Origin of the sequence: Allomuricauda sp. TY007 (genome assembly GCF_010468565.1) — a bacterium.
GTDB lineage: Bacteria > Bacteroidota > Bacteroidia > Flavobacteriales > Flavobacteriaceae > Flagellimonas.
Window position 1 is genome coordinate 46,176 of sequence record NZ_WUEG01000008.1, and the last position, 16,841, is coordinate 63,016.

A 16,841-nucleotide genomic window follows, 5' to 3' on the forward strand; every position below is an offset into this window, starting at 1 on the left:
CTTTGTTTATTTAATTTTTCTAATCGTAGATTTCCTCCCAAGAAGGTGGCTCAACATCCATCAAATGTTTTACAAAAAAGTCCTTGCGCTTTCTTTCCCCAAAATCCCCTCCTGAAGAATGGCCCATACCGGGTATGGTCACCAGTTCAAAATCCTTGTTTGCTTTGATCAGGGCATTGGCAAATTGCATGGTACTTGCCGGATCCACATTATCGTCCACCTCTCCCAATATCAACATTAAATCCCCGCCCATTTGGTCTGCATTTTCCACATTGGAGCACTCGGCATAATGTGGCCCTATAGGGTACCCCATAAATTGCTCGTTCCACCAAATTTTGTCCATCCTATTATCGTGACAACCACAAGAGGAGACTGCTACATCATAAAAATCCGAATTAAAAACCAAGGCGGCGGCCGCATTCTGACCTCCGGCAGAAGTCCCAAAAATTCCGACATTGTCCGCATCCATATAGGGATATTTTTTTGCAGCTTCCTTAATCCAAAGTTTTCTGTCGGGGAAACCGCCATCTTTGAGGTTTTGCCAGCACACATCATGAAATGCCTTGGAACGATTGGACGTTCCCATACCATCTATCTGTACTACTATGAACCCAAGTTCGGCCAACGAGGACATGGACCAATAATAGGACCTGAAATCCTTGGGCACAAAGGAACTATGGGGGCCGGCGTAGATGTATTCTATTACCGGATACGTTTTATTCGGGTCGAATGTTGTTGGCCTAATAATAACTCCCCAAATATCGGTGACACCATCTCGCCCCTTCGTGGTAAAGACCTCGGGAGCAATCCAACCTTCTTCCAGCAAAGCTGAATGGTCCGCCTTTTGCAACTCCATTACGGTCTTGGCATTTTTGGAAGATTTTAAAAGGGTAATTGGTGGTGCATCCACCCGTGAATATTGATCGACATAATAGGCGTAATCATTGGAAAATGTGACCTTGTGATTCCCATTTTCCTTAGTGAAACGGGTAAAGTTATTGCCATTGAAGTCTACTTTGCAGTAGTGCAAAAAATACGGGTCCTGACCTTTATCCATTCCACTTGCCGTGAAATACACTTCTCTGTTTTCCTCGTCCACATGGAGGACCTTGCGTACCACCCATTTGCCAGAGGTAAGCTGTTTTTTTACTTTTCCTGTTTGCCCATCATATAAATAAATGTGGTTCCAACCGTCGCGTTCGGAAGTCCAGATGATTTCCTTGCCATCGGCCACATCATATCGGTACTTTTTACTGCTATAGTCAATAAAGGTGTCACTGGTTTCGTTCACTAAAACTTTCAGGTTTCCTGTCGAGGCATCTACCTCAATCACTTTATATGCTTGGTGGCCCCGCTGATTGTATTCGAATGTAAAAGCACGGCTATCTTCCCTCCATTCGATATTGTTCAAACCAAATTGATGGCTGAATTCGTCCGTTGGAATAGGGATATGTTTTTGAGCATCTATCAAAAACAGTTGTGGGCTTTTAAAAGGAAGTTCATCCCCGGGTTTTAAATAATCCCTGGATTGCAACTTGGGCTGGAACTGGTCCTTTGGACTGGACTCGACAAAATATATTTTTCGGTCGTCGCCAGGACGCACCTTGTACGCCATGATTTTTTTGCCATCGGGCGACCATTTTATGTATGTGGAGTAGAAGAATCCGGGAGCGCCATCATAGCTCAACTGGGTTTCCTCTTCAGTCTTATTGTCCTTGATGTATAGGTTACTGTTTTTGATAAATGCCGTCTGACTGGAGTCAGGTGATACCACTGGAGGGTTTTTGGTTTCATCAAACCTACTTCCCCAATAGCCTCTATTCCTGCTTCTATCCTCAACACTCGCTTCAATTACCGTTAGTTTATTGGCATTGGGACGATAGGAAACCCTTGCCTTGTCAAAAATGAATTTCAACTCGCTCAAATCCGTATCAAACTCCAGCTCACTAATCTCTATGTTCTTCGGATCTACATCCTGATCAAATTCTTCGGAAAGCAATTTGGCCAAGACCTCATGATCAAAACATTTTGCTTGCATTTTTTTTGTCGGATCGACCCACAGATACTCTTTTCCTTCAGCAGTATTGTTAACATACCATAACAGGTTATTTTCAAGCCAATGAAAAGTTGAGGGCGAGTTGGTGACCTTGTTCCGGAACAGGGAATCCAACGCTATCGCCTTTTTATATTCCGCTAATGTTCCTTGGGCAAATGCCACTCCCGAAGTTAAAAGTATAAAAAATACACTTATTTTTTTGACAAAAGATTCCATAGTTTAAATAAGTCTAAAACTAGAGATAATCTCTCGTTGAAGACAAATTCAAATTACCAAATACTGATACTATATTACCCTTAACACCGAAATTCACAAATAAAACGGCAATTAATCGATTACTCTTCCTGCTAATATCCAGAAAAACAATCCGTTCAATTAAAATCTTTCAGGAGAAAGCTGGGAAATATTCATGGAGTTTTTTACTCCGGTCACCTCTTCGGCAACTAACTTTCCAGTTATTGGCCCCAAGCTCCACCCCATCATGGCGTGACCGGCGGCAATGGTCATATTTGGGTATTTTGAGGTTTTGCCAATGTAGGGCAACCCATCTGGAGAAACTGGCCTGAGCCCCGATGTGGCACTATTCAATTCATCCGGCTGTATTTCCACATCCCGATAGTGAGCCTTAACAGCTTTCGCCAAGGCTTCCACCCGTTCTTTTTTAATGGCGTTATTGTTGCCAGAAAACTCCATGGTTCCCGCAAAACGGGTAAAACCATCCATAGGGGTTATGGCCATTCTGGCATCTACCAAAATGGTGGGCAACGAAATATCCGTAGGCCTATGCACATCCATACTGTATCCTTTTCCACCTTGGATGGGAATGCTCAATCCCAAGGAAGATGCCAATTTTGGGGTCCAACTACCACTGGCCAAAACAAATTCATCCGCATCAAAAACAGTGTCCTGAGTTTTTAAGGACGCAATTTTTTGATCCCTAACGGTAAACCCTTCAACCTTTTGGTTGAACCTGAACACAACACCTTGGGACTGTAGCCAATCCTTTAGTTGCTGCATAAAATGGTTTGGGGTCATATGGGCATCACATTGATAGTGCACCGCCCCTTTTACCTTGTCTGAAAAAACGGGCTGGATTTCTTGCAGCTTTTCCTTGGAAAGTATGGACACCTCAAGCCCTTCCCTAATAGCCTGTTCGGCTACTTCACATTCTTCATGTTCGGCTTTGTCGGTGCAATAGGCCATCAGCACCCCTTTTCTTTCGTAGTGAAAATCAAATTCGTGGGAAGCCAACAGCTCTTCATACAAACTCCTGCTCTTCAAGTTCAGTTCCTTGAGTATTGGAATGGCTTTTTTGACCTTGAAAGTGGTTGCCGACTTTTTAAAAAGCAAAGCCCATTTGAAGAATTCCATGTCCCATCTGGGTTTTATATAGAAAGGACTGGAACTGTTGAACATCCATTTAAGGCCTTGGGTAATGATGCCCGGTGCGGCCAATGGAATAAAATGGCTCGGAGTGATATATCCAGCATTGATAAAGGAGGCTCCACTGGTCATATCGGTTTGGTCCAATATTGTAACATCATACCCTTCCTTTACCAAATAGTAAGCACTACAAAGGCCGGAGATTCCTCCCCCTACAACAATCACTTTCTTCATTTTGGAAAATTGGTTTATAATACCTGGAACCCATGGGCGTATGGGTCGTCATCGTCTATAATTATGTTGTTATAGCCCGTTATCTGTGCCCACCCTTGAATACTGGGTACAATAGCCTTTTTGCCAGCCAATGTGGTTTCCTTCTCAATCCTTCCAACAAACTTGCTTCCAATAAAGCTTTCATGGATAAAGGGCTCAGTTGATTTTAATTTGCCTTTGGCATACAATTGAGCCATACGAGCAGAGGTTCCTGTACCACATGGGGAACGGTCTATGGCCTTATCCCCATAAAAAACAGCATTCCTTCCTGATGATGTTGGGTCCAACGGCTCCCCTGTCCACAACATATGGCTTACATCCCTAATGGTACTGTCCTCCGGGTGTATGAACATATTAGGATATTTCTCATTGATTCGTTTCCGGACTACTTGGGAATAATGAATAATCTGTCCTGCCGTAAAATCTTGCACACCTTTGAAGTTTTCTTGGGGGTCCACGATGGCATAATAGTTTCCGCCGTAAGCCACATCAAAAGTAATTTCACCCAGTTCAGGACACTCAATGGTCAAGTTTTCGGCGGCCAAATAGGATTTTACATTGACCAAACGGACCCAATCCACCTTCTTTCCGGTTTGTTTGTATTCAATTTCCACCAATCCCGCAGGGGCTTCCATCCTGATTTTTCTGGGTATTTTGGGAACGATCAATCCCTCTTCAATGGCCACGGTAATGGTTCCGATGGTCCCATGCCCGCACATGGGTAAACAGCCGGAGGTCTCGATAAAGAGAATGGCAAAATCATTTTCGGGTTCATGAGGTGGGAGCAAAATGCTCCCACTCATCATATCATGTCCCCGAGGCTCAAACATTAACCCTTTTCTAATCCAGTCAAATTCCTTAAGGAAATGCTGTCTTTTTTCACTCATGTTGCCCCCCACCAAATTGGGGCCGCCCCCTGCCACAACCCTTACCGGATTCCCGCAGGTATGTGCATCAACACAAAAAAAAGTTTTTCTCGCCACTCGCTGTCTTTAAAACTGACACATTTATTTTTAATAGATTTCTGCCTGTATACCTTACCCTTTTAGATGGTCGGGCAACAGATTTTTTGGGAAAGACTGATAGCTTACAGGCCTTACCCATCTTTTGATAGCGTGTGTACCCACGGCAGTAAAACGAGAATCCGTAGATGCCGGATATGGTCCACCGTGCTGCATGGATGGACATACCTCTACTCCTGTGGGAACTCCATTGTAGATAATTCTACCTACTCGATTCTGAAGGGTGTCCACGATTTCCATTAAATCAAGGGAATCATTTTCCTCTGCAATAAGGGTACCCGTCAATTGTCCTTCCAGTCCTTCTATAATCTGCAAAAGCTCTGCTTCATCCTTGCATTGAACCACCATGGAAAAAGGTCCGAAAACTTCTTGGTGCAATTTGGGATTGGCCAAAAATTCTGTTCCAGATACAGTCGCAACCACTGAAGCTGCATAATTGGGTTCTAAATCTCCTTCAACTTTACCAACAACTTCTACTCCTGATTGTGAAGTTACATCGTCTCCTTTTTTTTCGTAGCCACTTTTAATATTTGGATGCAGCATGCACTGAGGATCCAAAGCAATGGTCTCTTTTGCCAATTCTTTGACAAAATCTTGGGTGCTTTCGTTTTTTACGGTCAACAACAAACCTGGATTGGTACAGAATTGACCTGTTCCCAAGGTAATGGATCCCGCATAGGTCTTGGCGATTTCATTTCCCCTTTTGGAAAGGGCGCTGGGTGTAATGATAACCGGGTTGATGCTTCCCATTTCAGCAAATACGGGAATAGGCTCTTCTCTTTTTGCTGCCAAATCGAACAAGGCCCTTCCTCCTCCAATGCTTCCGGTAAAACCGACTGCTTTTACTTTAGGATGATTCACCAAGTCCACCCCCGCTTGAATTCCTCCGTTAATGCTGGAGAACACGCCCTTGGGCATTCCGGTCTTTTCCGCAGCTTTTACAATGGCCGACGCCACCAGTTCGGATGTCCCGGCATGCATAGGGTGCGATTTCACAATCACGGGGCAACCTGCTGCCAAGGCGCTGGCCGTATCGCCACCTGCTGTGGAATAGGCCAAAGGGAAATTACTGGCCCCAAACACGGCCACGGGTCCCAAGGGAATCATTGTCTTTCTCAGGTCATCCTTTGGCAACGGTTTTCTCTCCGGTTGGGCGGCGTCGAAGGTGTTTTCCCTCCAATCGTCATTGGCAACCAGCTCGGCAAAGGACCTTAATTGGCCCATGGTACGTCCTCTCTCGCCAACGGCCCTCCCTTCGGAAAGCCCGGATTCTGTGGTGTAGGTATCCACCAATTCTTGGTCCAAGGCCAAAATTTCATCGGCAATGGCATTCAAAAAAGCCGCACGCTGCTTTCCTGATATTTTTCTATAGGTTTTGAAGGCGTTCCATGCTGCGGTAACGGCCTCCTCGATCTCTTCTTTTGTGGCTTCCACAAAAGTAGTTGGGTTTTCAATGTTCAATTTTGGATTGACTGTTTTGAAAACAATCTTTCCCGTTGCTATAAAATCTCCTGCGATACAGTTTTTACCTGTAATCATACTACACTTTTAAGATGTTTATATTCTGGGAGCACGGGCCTATTTTTCATGGCCGTTTCAATCACCTTGATCACCCGCTCCCTTTCTTTTCCTTGCAAGGGCAATCTTGGGGGTCTGACATTTTCAGTGCCTATTCCTGTGGCCACTTCGGCCAATTTGATGTTCTGCACCAATTGGGGGCTGATGTCCAGTTCCAACAAGGGCATGAACCATCTGTAGATTTCAAGTGCCTCGTTGATCTTTCCAGCCTTTACCAATTCGTAGATGGCAACGGTTTCCGCTGGATAGGCACAGACCAATCCGGCCACCCAACCATCGGCACCGATCACCAAACTTTCCAGACCAAGGGTATCCACACCCGTGAATATCTTCAAGCGATCTCCAAAGCGGTTTCTCAACCTGATGACATTGGTGATGTCCCTTGTGGATTCCTTGATGGCTTGAATGTTATTGCACTCCAACAATTCTTCCATCATGTCCAAAGTTACCTCTATTTTATAATCCACAGGGTTGTTGTAGATCATGATGGGCAGGGAAGTACTGTTCGCTATGGCCTTAAAGTACGCCACAGTTTCGTAATCGGTTGCCTTGTAACGCATAGGTGGCAGGACCATTAGTCCTTGTGCGCCGACTTTTTCTGCGTGCTGCGCCACGGCAACGGCCTCTTTGGTGCTCTGCTCGGCAATATTGATAATTACAGGAACCTTACCGCCCACAATATCCAAAGATGTCTTGATCAAGGTTTCCTTTTCCTCTTTGGTAAGGGTGCTTGCTTCACCCAAAGTACCCCCTAAAATGATTCCGTGGACCCCAGCTTCTACCTGAGCCTTAATATTTTTTTCAAACATGGCAAGGTCCAATTTGTCCTCACTTGTAAATTTTGTTGTTACAGCAGGCATAACGCCTTCCCAATGTATCATAATGCTTAGTATTTTGATTACAAAAATAAAATACAACAAGCCAAGAATCGGTCTATTTATTAGCTCGTTGTGATACTATATTGACCCAAATTATTGACCAAGGACGATTTTTTAATGATATTTGTATAAAAAATGAAAGTTCTCCCATTCAAAATACCAAAACCCAAAGATGAAGCCTTGGTCTACCAGGTAGACCGGGAACGGGTTTTTTATGACCAGCTTCATCAACATGCAGAAATTCAGATAAGTTATATAGCCAAAGGTGCCGGGTCTCTGATCGTGGGCGATTCGATCAGTGATTACAAGGAAGGGGACATCTTGGTCATTGGAGGGTATGTGCCCCATGCATTTAAAAGTGATGTTTCGGCTTCACCAAAATCGCTTATGTACACTTTGTTTTTTGACATCAATTCTTTTGGCAAGGATTTCTTCCGTATTACAGACCTTTCATCAACTAAAGAATTTTTTAAAAAATCGGAGCTTGGAATGCGAGTGATTTCCAATACAGAAATCATTATTGAAGAGTTCAACAAGTTGAAGACACAGAACAAGGTGGAGCAAATAGCCACGCTTTTGATCATTATCAGCCATATAATGCAATCGGAAACTGAGCCTTTGTCTTCCTTTGTATACAGAAAGTCGTTCTCTGATGATGAAGGGAAACGGATGAACGATGTGTTCAAATATGCTATGGACAGGTTTCACGAGCCCATTAACCTTGATGAGGTGGCGGATGTAGCCAATATGAGCAAAAATGCTTTTTGCCGTTACTTTAAAAAGCGGACGAACAAGACTTTTTTCCAATTCTTGATCGAGATACGGATAGAAAATGCCTGCAAGCTTATTTTAAACAATCCGGAACTTGCCATTTCCATGATTTCCGACCAATGTGGCTTCAACAATATTGCAAATTTTAATAGAAAATTTAAAGAATTGAAGGGCTGTTCCCCCACACAATTTAGGGCCCAGTTTTAATTTGGCCCTTACCCCATAAGAAAAGGAACTTGGGTGTTTTTCTTCTTGAAATTTACACAACCCATAAAATTATAAAAGCGGATGGAGACCCATCCGCTTTTTCACTAAACAACAAACTCAAATAATTACTAAATAAGAATATGCTTGAATCGTATTTTTAATTTAATACCCAGGATTCTGACTTAGATTGGTATTGGTATTCAATTCTTCCAAACCTATTGGAAACAATGTGGTATGTTCTCCTTGCGGCGTGTGATTATACCAGTTTTTTGTCTGGTACACGCCAAATCGAATCATATCGGATCTTCTTCTGGCCTCTGCGGCAAATTCCCAACCCAATTCATCCAAAAAACGACCGTAAGGCACCGCTGATTGATCCCCTGGATTATCAATGGTTCCATCTTCGGCCAAAGTACCGTACTCTACTGTGGTGTCACCTTCCAATTCAGCTCCGGTAACTGTTGCTTGGGCAGGGTTCTCAAAGGAACGCATACGCACTTCGGTTACAATGGCTGCTGCTTCATCGCTCTTGTTGGTTCTAAGGAGTGCTTCGGCCTTCATCATGAGTACATCGGTATATCGCAAGAAGGGAAAATCAACACTTAGTCCTCCTGTTGCTCCTGATTCTATCTCATATTTTCCACATCGGAAACCATCGGTAAAATCACAATCATAAATACTTGGCATTTCCTTTCTCAAGGTCATTACCACACTACCATCCGATGCATTCAATTGATCTCCCATCAACCAAGTATCCTCCAAACGGTTGTCGTTTGGATCATAACTATCTATAAACTGTGGGTTACAGCTAGATCCACCCCATGGCTGGGCCTGCATATCAAAAACCAATCGATGATCGGGCAAAAGCATTTTCATGTGAGCACTCCATTGTCCCGCAAAAATTTGATCATAGGGTATGGCAAACACCATTTCTGGATTGGTTTCATTATCTGTTTTGAAAATGTCGGAATAACTAGGCGACAATTCAAATGCATTACTGTTGATGATTTCGTTACAAGCTTCTATGACCTTGCTCCATTGTGGGGTTCCGGTGTACACTTCGGCATTGAGATATACTCTGGCCAATACGTGATAAGCGGCCCATTTGGTCATACGTCCGTATGTAGATTGATCAACGGTTTCTGTTAAGCTAGGTATAACCTCGGTCAATTCAGATACTATAAAGTTGTATACCTCTGTACGGCTACTTTGTACCGGAAGTTCATCGCTATAGCTTGCAATGATTGGTACATTTCCGTGGGTGTCCACCAACATGGAATAGTATAGGGCCCTTAACGCTCTCATTTCGGCAACGATGGATGCTGCTTGCTCCTCACTAACGGGAAGTTCTCCCGATTCTATCTGAAGTATTACCCTGTTGGCACTATTGATCCCGTTGAAACAGCTAATCCATGTGTTTCTTGGCTGCCATTGGGTCTCTGTCCATTCGTGGAAATGCATCCGCTTGTAGGTACCTCCATCATCCCATCCGTTGGGTCTTGTTGGGGTTACAAACATATCGCCAGGTTCTTCCTGTAGATCAAAATATCCTTGCCATCCCATTACAAAACGCATGGGTGTGTAGGCCGAGGCCATTACCGAAATTATATCCGACTCGGATGGCGTGAACGAAGACTCGGTTACTTCCGAGAACACTTCTTCTTCCAGGTCGGTACATCCGATTGGCAGCAACAATAAGCTGACAAGGAGTGTCAATAATTTTATTTTAAGTGAAATCACTTTGTTCGTTATATTTTTCATAATCTTATTTTTTTAGAATGTGAAGTTGATACCCAATGTGAATGTCCTGATGGAAGGATATTTATCCCTCTCATCATTACCAGGGGACAATCCATTTCTGTTCACTTCAGGGTCTATCCCCTTATACCCTGTTATGGTAGCCAAGTTTAGACCTGATGCGTAAATACGGAAGCTCTGGGCAAACTTAATGGCATCTTTTGGCAAGGTGTAGCCCAAGGTAACATTGTCTATCTTCAAGAAGTCCCCATCTTCTACATAATAACTCACAAACCGCTGCACATCTTGCAATACGGCTTTGCCGTAAACCATATCGTAAGCAGAATCCAAGGTATTGTAGCTTATTGTTGGGTTTTCATAGAACATACGGGAGAAATTCAATATCTGATAGTCCAATGCGCCTCTTAAATTGACCATTAAATCCCAGTTCTTGTACCTTACCGTATTGTTCCAACTGTAGTATGCCTTTGGCAGTCCGTTACCCAATACCTGTCTGTCATCATTAGTGGCCTCGGTGGCCGGAACCAAAGATCCATCAGGTCTTTCTATGACCCAAATACCGTCATCGGTAATGTCAACACTTTTAAGTCCATAAAAATTACCGATCGGTTGGCCTTCTTGCACACGGTGCGTACTTATTTGGATAGGCTCTCCGGTGTAGCCTTCATCAAAGAAATCATTGGTCAACTGGAATTCATCATTGGAAAGCGACATGATTTCGTTGGTGTTTGTAGAATATGTCAAGTTAGCGGTCCACTGAAAATTATCTGTTTGGAACGGAGTTACATTCAATAAAAACTCTAGACCGGTATTCTTGATTTGCGCAACGTTGGCGGCAATGGTACCGAAAAAGTATGGAGGTGTTGGCACACTATAATTGAACAATGCATCCTTTGTAGTTCTGTTATAATAATCAACAGATCCATTGATTCGTCCATCAAGAACACCAAAGTCCAATCCCAGGTTAAACTCTTCCTTTTTCTCCCAACGTAAATTTGGATTGGCATTACGTGAAGGTATCAGTTGCCTTACCCATTGTCCGTTATTTAAGAAATAATCTCCGTAGGTAAGTCCGCTCAATGATTGATAATTGGAACCTGCATTGATTCCGGTAACCCCAAAACCAGTCCTTAACTTTAGGTTGGAAAGCCAATCCCAATTTTCTGCAAAGGATTCTTGGTTTACACGCCATCCCACTGACACACCTGGAAAATTACCCCATTTATAATCCTCACCAAATCGAGAGGAACCTTCACGGCGCAAACTTGCCATTAACAAATAGCGATCATCATAATTATAAGTGACCCTAGAGAAGAACGCAATCAATTTATCGGAATTCTTGTAGCTGCCCATTCCGGCCTCACCCAATTGAAGTCCTTGTCCGCTACCAAGGTTGTTATAAGTAAAGCCATCTGTTGGAAAACGTCGGTTTGTGGCCCAAAAGCCTTCGTTGGTATTATCTTCATAATTGTAACCTACCAAACCTGTTACTTTGTGTTTTCCGAAGCTATTGTCGTAATCCACGGTAAACTGGCCATAATTTCCTACATAATCATCCGTTCCCCTAGAAGCAAATCCCTCTTGTCCGTTTTTTGTGGTCGAAACATGATCCTTGGTTTGGTAAAACCCTCTAATATTTGAATTTCCTTTACGGGTATATAATCCCTTAACGGTAACATGATCTCCAAAATCATAACTCAAGGAAAAGTCAAACCTTGTGTTTCTATACCTGTTCTGGCCTATGGTCTCTTCAATATACGCAACTGGGTTATCGTAGAAATATACATCTCTTTCGTACCAGCTTCCATCTTCATTGTATACCGGCTCAGTAGGGTTCCTAATAATGGCCTGTCTATATATGTATGGATTAAAACTTTCACCGTCACCAAGGGCATTATATGTTTGTTCGCTTAAAATCACCCCAACATTGGCCTTTAATCGGTTGTCGAACATCGCGTGGTTTACACTTACTCTCGCTGTGTGTTTTTTATTGTCCGATTTCTGAAAAATACCCTCTATATCTCGATAGTTCAAAGAAGCTGTCATATTGGAAGTTGAGTTCCCTCCCCTGAAAATAAGGTTGTGTACTTGGCTAAAGGCATCTCGGGTAATCTCATCAACCCAATCTGTATTTGCGCCAAAATCTTGAAGATTGGCCCCATTAAAGGTGTATCCCTTTTCAAATTTTTGTCTTAGTTCACCTGCATCCAAAAAGTTCATTCGGTTGGCTATGGTAGAAAGTGAAGCGTACCCATTATACTCAATGGTCGATTTCATATCATTTGTTCCTTTCTTTGTTGTGATGATGATCACACCATTGGTGCCCCGGGTACCATATATTGCCGTAGCGGAACCATCTTTAAGTACATCAATGGATTCGATATCCTCGGGTGCCACGGTATTTAAACTCCCCGGAACCCCATCGACCAAAACCAAGGGGTTGGTCCCACCCAAAATTGAAGATGTACCCCTTAAATTAATTTGTGTGCCCTCGGTAGGGTCACCTGATGGAGCAGATACCGATAGACCGGCAACCTTACCCTGAATAAGTTGCGCCGCATCCTTTACGTTACCCTGCACAAAATCCTCCGATTTTACCGTTGCCACCGAACTGGTTACATCGGCACGTTTTTGCGTACCATACCCGATCACTACCACCTCCGATAGTTGTTGCAAGTCCTCTTTCAATACCACATTTATAGTGGATTTTCCTTGTACCGGGATTTCCTGACTCACAAAACCTAAATAAGAAAACACCAATACTGCATCGGATTGCGAGGTGGTAATCTCATAATTCCCATCAAAATCGGTAGCAGAACCATTTGTGGAGTTCTTCTCCAATACAGCTGCCCCTGCAATAGGGATTCCCTGCTCGTCCGTAATGCTACCCGTAACCGTCTGTTGGGAAAACCCAGCTTGCGCCATGAAAACGCAAAACAAGGACAAAACAATCTGTTTTTTAAGACAATTGGTTCCCAGACATTCTTTAAATAAAAAGTTAGCCAATTTCATAATACATGTTAATTAGTTGAGTTAATTTTTCCTGTAAAAACCATTGCTCAGCATCGTTAATATTGATTTAAAGATTAATAAGCGTTAATTTTACACTTGTAAATGTAAACTTATGTATCAGAAGATTTCTGGAAATATTATCCGGTTTTGATATTATATTGACCAATCAAGGCTATTTTCCTTATCATAATCGACTTAATCCTATCAATACACCTATATTAAGTATAATTTCCACACTTATTTCTATGAAATTGATTTTATTAAAAATTAGGATGATACCCTTTTTACCTTCCGTATAATCCTATCCCAAAAAAAGAAACACATCATTCCTCCAACTCAAATTAAGTGCAGATAAAACCCTAACTTTAAAAGCCAATTTTTTAGACTTTGTACACCATCATCGACATAGAAACCACAGGTAACGGAATCAAGGGAAATAAGATTACCGAAATCTCTATTTTTAAATATGATGGCAACCAAATCGTGGATGAATTCACTTCACTGGTAAACCCTCAATGTCCCATTCCCTATTTTATAACCGGACTTACAGGAATTGACGACCAAATGGTGCAAAATGCACCTACCTTCCCGGAAATTGCAGATACTGTAAAATTTATTACGGAGGGTTGCATTTTTGTGGCCCACTCCGTTAATTTTGACTACGGTGTCATTAAAGAAGAGTTTAGGCAAATTGGCATTGATTTTACTCGTAAAAAGCTCTGTACGGTACGTTTATCCCGTAAATTGATTCCCGGTCTACGTTCTTACAGTCTGGGAAAGTTGTGTTCTGCGGTCCAAATTCCCTTGGTGGACCGCCACCGTGCCCGGGGCGATGCGCATGCTACAGTTCTTTTATTTGAAAAACTTTTGAGAAAACCTGAATCAGAGGTGGTTTTTAAAAAGTTTTTGAACGCCCGAAGTCAAGAAGCTACCCTTCCTCCCCATCTGCCCAAAGCTGTTTTTGACAAGATTCCCCAAAAACCCGGTATCTATTATTTTATGAACCAAAAAGGGGAAATTATTTATGTGGGAAAGGCCATCAACCTAAAAAAAAGGGTATTGGGACACTTTTACGACAAGAGCAAGAAAGAAATCCAAATGTGCAGTGAGACAGCCCACATTGATTTTAAATTGGCCGGCAGCGAATTAGTGGCCCTTTTAATGGAATCCGCAGAAATAAAAAGATTGTTTCCACCCTATAACCGTGCCCAAAAAAGAACTGGACGGCAATACGCCATTTTTGCCTACGAAGACCGAAATGGAATTATGCACCTTGCCTACAATACCATTAAAGGGGTTCCCAACCCATTAAAAGTGATTCATAACCAAACAGAGTGCCGAGCATATTTGGAAGAAGTCTGCAAAAGTTTTTTGCTCTGCCCAAGGTATTGCCATTTACAACAGACCAATGCGGCTTGTTCCCATCATGAGATAAATTCCTGCGAAGGTGTTTGTAGGGGTGATGAAAATCCTGAAGATTACAACCAAAAGGTCGAGGAAGCTATTGACCACATGAAAATGTTGTCGTCCGAAGTCAGGATCATCAAAGAAAAAGGCAGGGTCGAAAATGAAAGTGCCGTGGTTTTGATTGCGGATGGTATTTACAAAGGCTTTGGCTTTATCGATACGGACATAGAGATATCTACCCTAGAAGATGTAGAAGCTTTTATTACCCCACAGAAACATACGGTGGAAACCGAAAGTATTCTTACCCAATATTTTTTGAAACACGACAAGAGTCAAATACTTGTCCATTAAAGCATCTTACCCTTAAGCTATGCTTCTGGCTTTAAAGTCACTTTAAAACGAACTGAATCATTCAGTTTTTGAAACCCTTGATGCAAATCCGTCTGTTTTACGGCATAGGGATAAAATGAAATAGGTTCAATGCATACCATATTCCGCACCTCTGTCCAGCACATAAAATTTCCAAAACCTTCGGTTTTAATGGTGATTTCCTTCTCATCTTTTAATGTGATGGAAGTACAATCTGCCACTTGAAGCGCTCGATTGCCAAAGGCCAAAACCTTCTCTAACGTAATTTCTTGTCCCTTGGCCACAATAATCGGTGATTTTGAATGCAATTTAAAAGCAGGGTGATATCCTAACATAAAAGGCATCCCTTCTTCTCCCAAAACTTTAAAATGAACTTCCAGCCCATCATCGGTCAACAAAAAGGATTTCTCGAACCTAAAATTGTAAGGCCATGATAAAAGCGCTTCGGTAGATTTTTCTGGAAATTTTGAATTGGGAACTTTGGTTCCCGATCGGTATTGCTTTACAAAAACGGCAGAAGTATCGGTTTGGTGCTCCAACTCGTATGCCATTTGGCGCAAAAGTCCATGTTGGTCTTGAATTGCATCCCCTTTAGGTGTTTTTACACGAAAATCAGACTCGTTTACTGGGCCGATTATCGGGAACATTTCAGTATCGGCGCTGCCCCACCCCGGGCTTCCTTTTTGGTGAATAAATTCGTGTCCGTTTACTTCATAGCCCACAAGTTCCCCCACATCAATCTTTACTATGGAAGTATTTGTTTTTAGTGTTACCATTATTTGGTATTTATCAATCGGTAAATCAAAATGGCTGTACGTTTTGTCAACGCTTCAATGGTATTCAAGTTAACGGTTTCCTGAGGGGTATGTGCTCCAGAGCCCATAGTGCCCAATCCGTCCAAGCCATCCACATAATTGGCAACAAAAGAGATATCGGCAGCACCTCTTTTGCCAGGGTCATAAGCCAATACCTCACCTTGTTTTAAATCCAAACTTACCTCGTTAAGTATGCTCAACAATGCACGATTTCCTTCTGTAGGCCCCATGGCAGGGTAGCTATCGGTAAAACTAATACTTGCTGAGGTCTGTGGAAGATTATTGGCTGCGATTTCCCTCATTTTGGCTCTAGCTCGTTCTTTTTGCTCTTCGGATATAAATCGAAGCCCACCTTTAACCACAGCTTTTTGAGCAACCACATTGGTTTTACCAAAGGCATCACCCCTGCTGGTCAGTTCATCATAATTCACAAAAGTTCCACCAAGCAGTACACCTGGATTAAAGGTTAGCAAATCCTCTCCCTTTACATCAGTGTAAAATTGATGTAGAATTCGGGACATTTCAAAAATGGCACCTGCTCCTGTATTTTCACTAAAAACACCAGAGGAATGTGCACGTTTACCCTCAACCTCAACGGCCCATCCCGAGGACCCTCTTCTAGCAACAGTGGCATAGTTGAAGCCAGTGGAGGTTTCAAATCCCAAGGCAACATCGCTTCGCTTTGCGGCATCAATCAAATCCTTTCTACTGATGGACAAAGGTTTACCTGTACTCTCTTCGTCCCCAGTAAAGGCTACAATAATCTGTGCATCATCCAACAGACCATTGTCCGTCAATGCTTTTAGGGCATACAGCACAATTACATCGCCGCCTTTCATATCGTTGCCACCCGGGGCATGGGCAATACTGTCGTTAACCATTTCAAAAGTTTGAAACGGACTATCTTCCTCAAAAACGGTATCCAAATGACCAATAAGTAGTAGCTTTTTTCCTTTTGGGCCCGAGGTTTCGGCAAATAAATGACCTGAGCGATTCATTTCGGCTGGCATTTCTATCCACTTGGTCTCAAATCCGATATTGTCAAAGGCATCTTTAAAAACCATCCCCACTTTTTTAACGCCTTCGGCATTAAGGGTACCGCTATTTATGTTCACTACCCTTTCCAAAAAATCAATTGCATCGGAATTATTTTTTTCAATGGTCGAAACAATCTTTTTTTCGGTTCTGGAAAGTTTTTGTGCAGTTATGGATGCAGTTAAAAGCAAAGCAAATAAGGTGGAATAATATTTAAATGTCATGGTGGGTTATTTTGTTTGACAAGTTATCAATTTAGATTGAAAAGCCCACATGG

At 42.5% G+C, this 16,841-nt stretch carries 11 protein-coding genes; 2 read left to right on the forward strand and 9 right to left on the reverse strand.

The annotated features are described in order from the left end of the window. Nucleotides 1–19: 19 nt before the first annotated feature. The 5 genes from GO009_RS10080 to GO009_RS10100 all read right to left on the reverse strand — a co-directional run bounded on the left by GO009_RS10080 (nt 20) and on the right by GO009_RS10100 (nt 7,193). Nucleotides 20–2,272 (reverse strand): S9 family peptidase, encoded by a 2,253-nt coding sequence (locus GO009_RS10080; protein ID WP_163626089.1) that lies wholly within the window; start codon nt 2,270–2,272, stop codon nt 20–22. Between the two features lie 159 nt (nt 2,273–2,431). Then, nucleotides 2,432–3,673, reverse strand: coding sequence for an FAD-binding oxidoreductase (locus GO009_RS10085; RefSeq protein ID WP_163626090.1), 1,242 nt, complete (start codon nt 3,671–3,673; stop codon nt 2,432–2,434). Nucleotides 3,674–3,687: 14 nt separating this feature from the next. Further along, complete coding sequence (locus GO009_RS10090; protein ID WP_163626091.1) at nt 3,688–4,695, reverse strand: 4-hydroxyproline epimerase; 1,008 nt, start codon at nt 4,693–4,695, stop codon at nt 3,688–3,690. 54 nt (nt 4,696–4,749) lie between these two features. Continuing rightward, complete coding sequence (locus tag GO009_RS10095) at nt 4,750–6,273, reverse strand: aldehyde dehydrogenase (NADP(+)) (RefSeq protein ID WP_163626092.1); 1,524 nt, start codon at nt 6,271–6,273, stop codon at nt 4,750–4,752. After that, the gene (locus tag GO009_RS10100) at nt 6,270–7,193 is read right to left on the reverse strand and encodes a dihydrodipicolinate synthase family protein (protein WP_163626093.1); all 924 of its coding nucleotides are present in this window, start codon (nt 7,191–7,193) and stop codon (nt 6,270–6,272) included. The genes GO009_RS10095 and GO009_RS10100 overlap by 4 nt, the downstream gene beginning before the upstream one ends. Nucleotides 7,194–7,325: 132 nt before the next feature. On the opposite strand from GO009_RS10100, the gene GO009_RS10105 reads away from it, so the two are divergent. Continuing rightward, a complete protein-coding gene (locus GO009_RS10105; RefSeq protein WP_163626094.1) occupies nt 7,326–8,168 on the forward strand; it encodes an AraC family transcriptional regulator in 843 nt (280 codons plus the stop codon). Between the two features lie 162 nt (nt 8,169–8,330). On the opposite strand, the gene GO009_RS10110 is transcribed toward GO009_RS10105, so the two are convergent. Together GO009_RS10110 and GO009_RS10115 are read right to left on the reverse strand one after the other, a co-directional pair. Next, a complete protein-coding gene (locus GO009_RS10110) occupies nt 8,331–9,929 on the reverse strand; it encodes a RagB/SusD family nutrient uptake outer membrane protein (RefSeq protein ID WP_163626095.1) in 1,599 nt (532 codons plus the stop codon). A gap of 12 nt (nt 9,930–9,941) precedes the next feature. Continuing rightward, nucleotides 9,942–12,938 (reverse strand): TonB-dependent receptor, encoded by a 2,997-nt coding sequence (locus tag GO009_RS10115; protein ID WP_163626096.1) that lies wholly within the window; start codon nt 12,936–12,938, stop codon nt 9,942–9,944. A gap of 387 nt (nt 12,939–13,325) precedes the next feature. Between GO009_RS10115 and GO009_RS10120 the strand changes: the two genes are divergently transcribed. Next, nucleotides 13,326–14,696, forward strand: coding sequence for an exonuclease domain-containing protein (locus tag GO009_RS10120; RefSeq protein ID WP_163626097.1), 1,371 nt, complete (start codon nt 13,326–13,328; stop codon nt 14,694–14,696). 17 nt (nt 14,697–14,713) lie between these two features. Here the strand turns inward: GO009_RS10120 and GO009_RS10125 are convergent, their stop codons facing one another. Then, complete coding sequence (locus GO009_RS10125) at nt 14,714–15,490, reverse strand: aldose 1-epimerase (RefSeq protein ID WP_163626098.1); 777 nt, start codon at nt 15,488–15,490, stop codon at nt 14,714–14,716. Continuing rightward, the gene (locus tag GO009_RS10130; protein ID WP_163626099.1) at nt 15,490–16,788 is read right to left on the reverse strand and encodes a M20/M25/M40 family metallo-hydrolase; all 1,299 of its coding nucleotides are present in this window, start codon (nt 16,786–16,788) and stop codon (nt 15,490–15,492) included. Before GO009_RS10130 ends, GO009_RS10125 begins: the two co-directional genes overlap by 1 nt. Nucleotides 16,789–16,841: the final 53 nt, after the last annotated feature.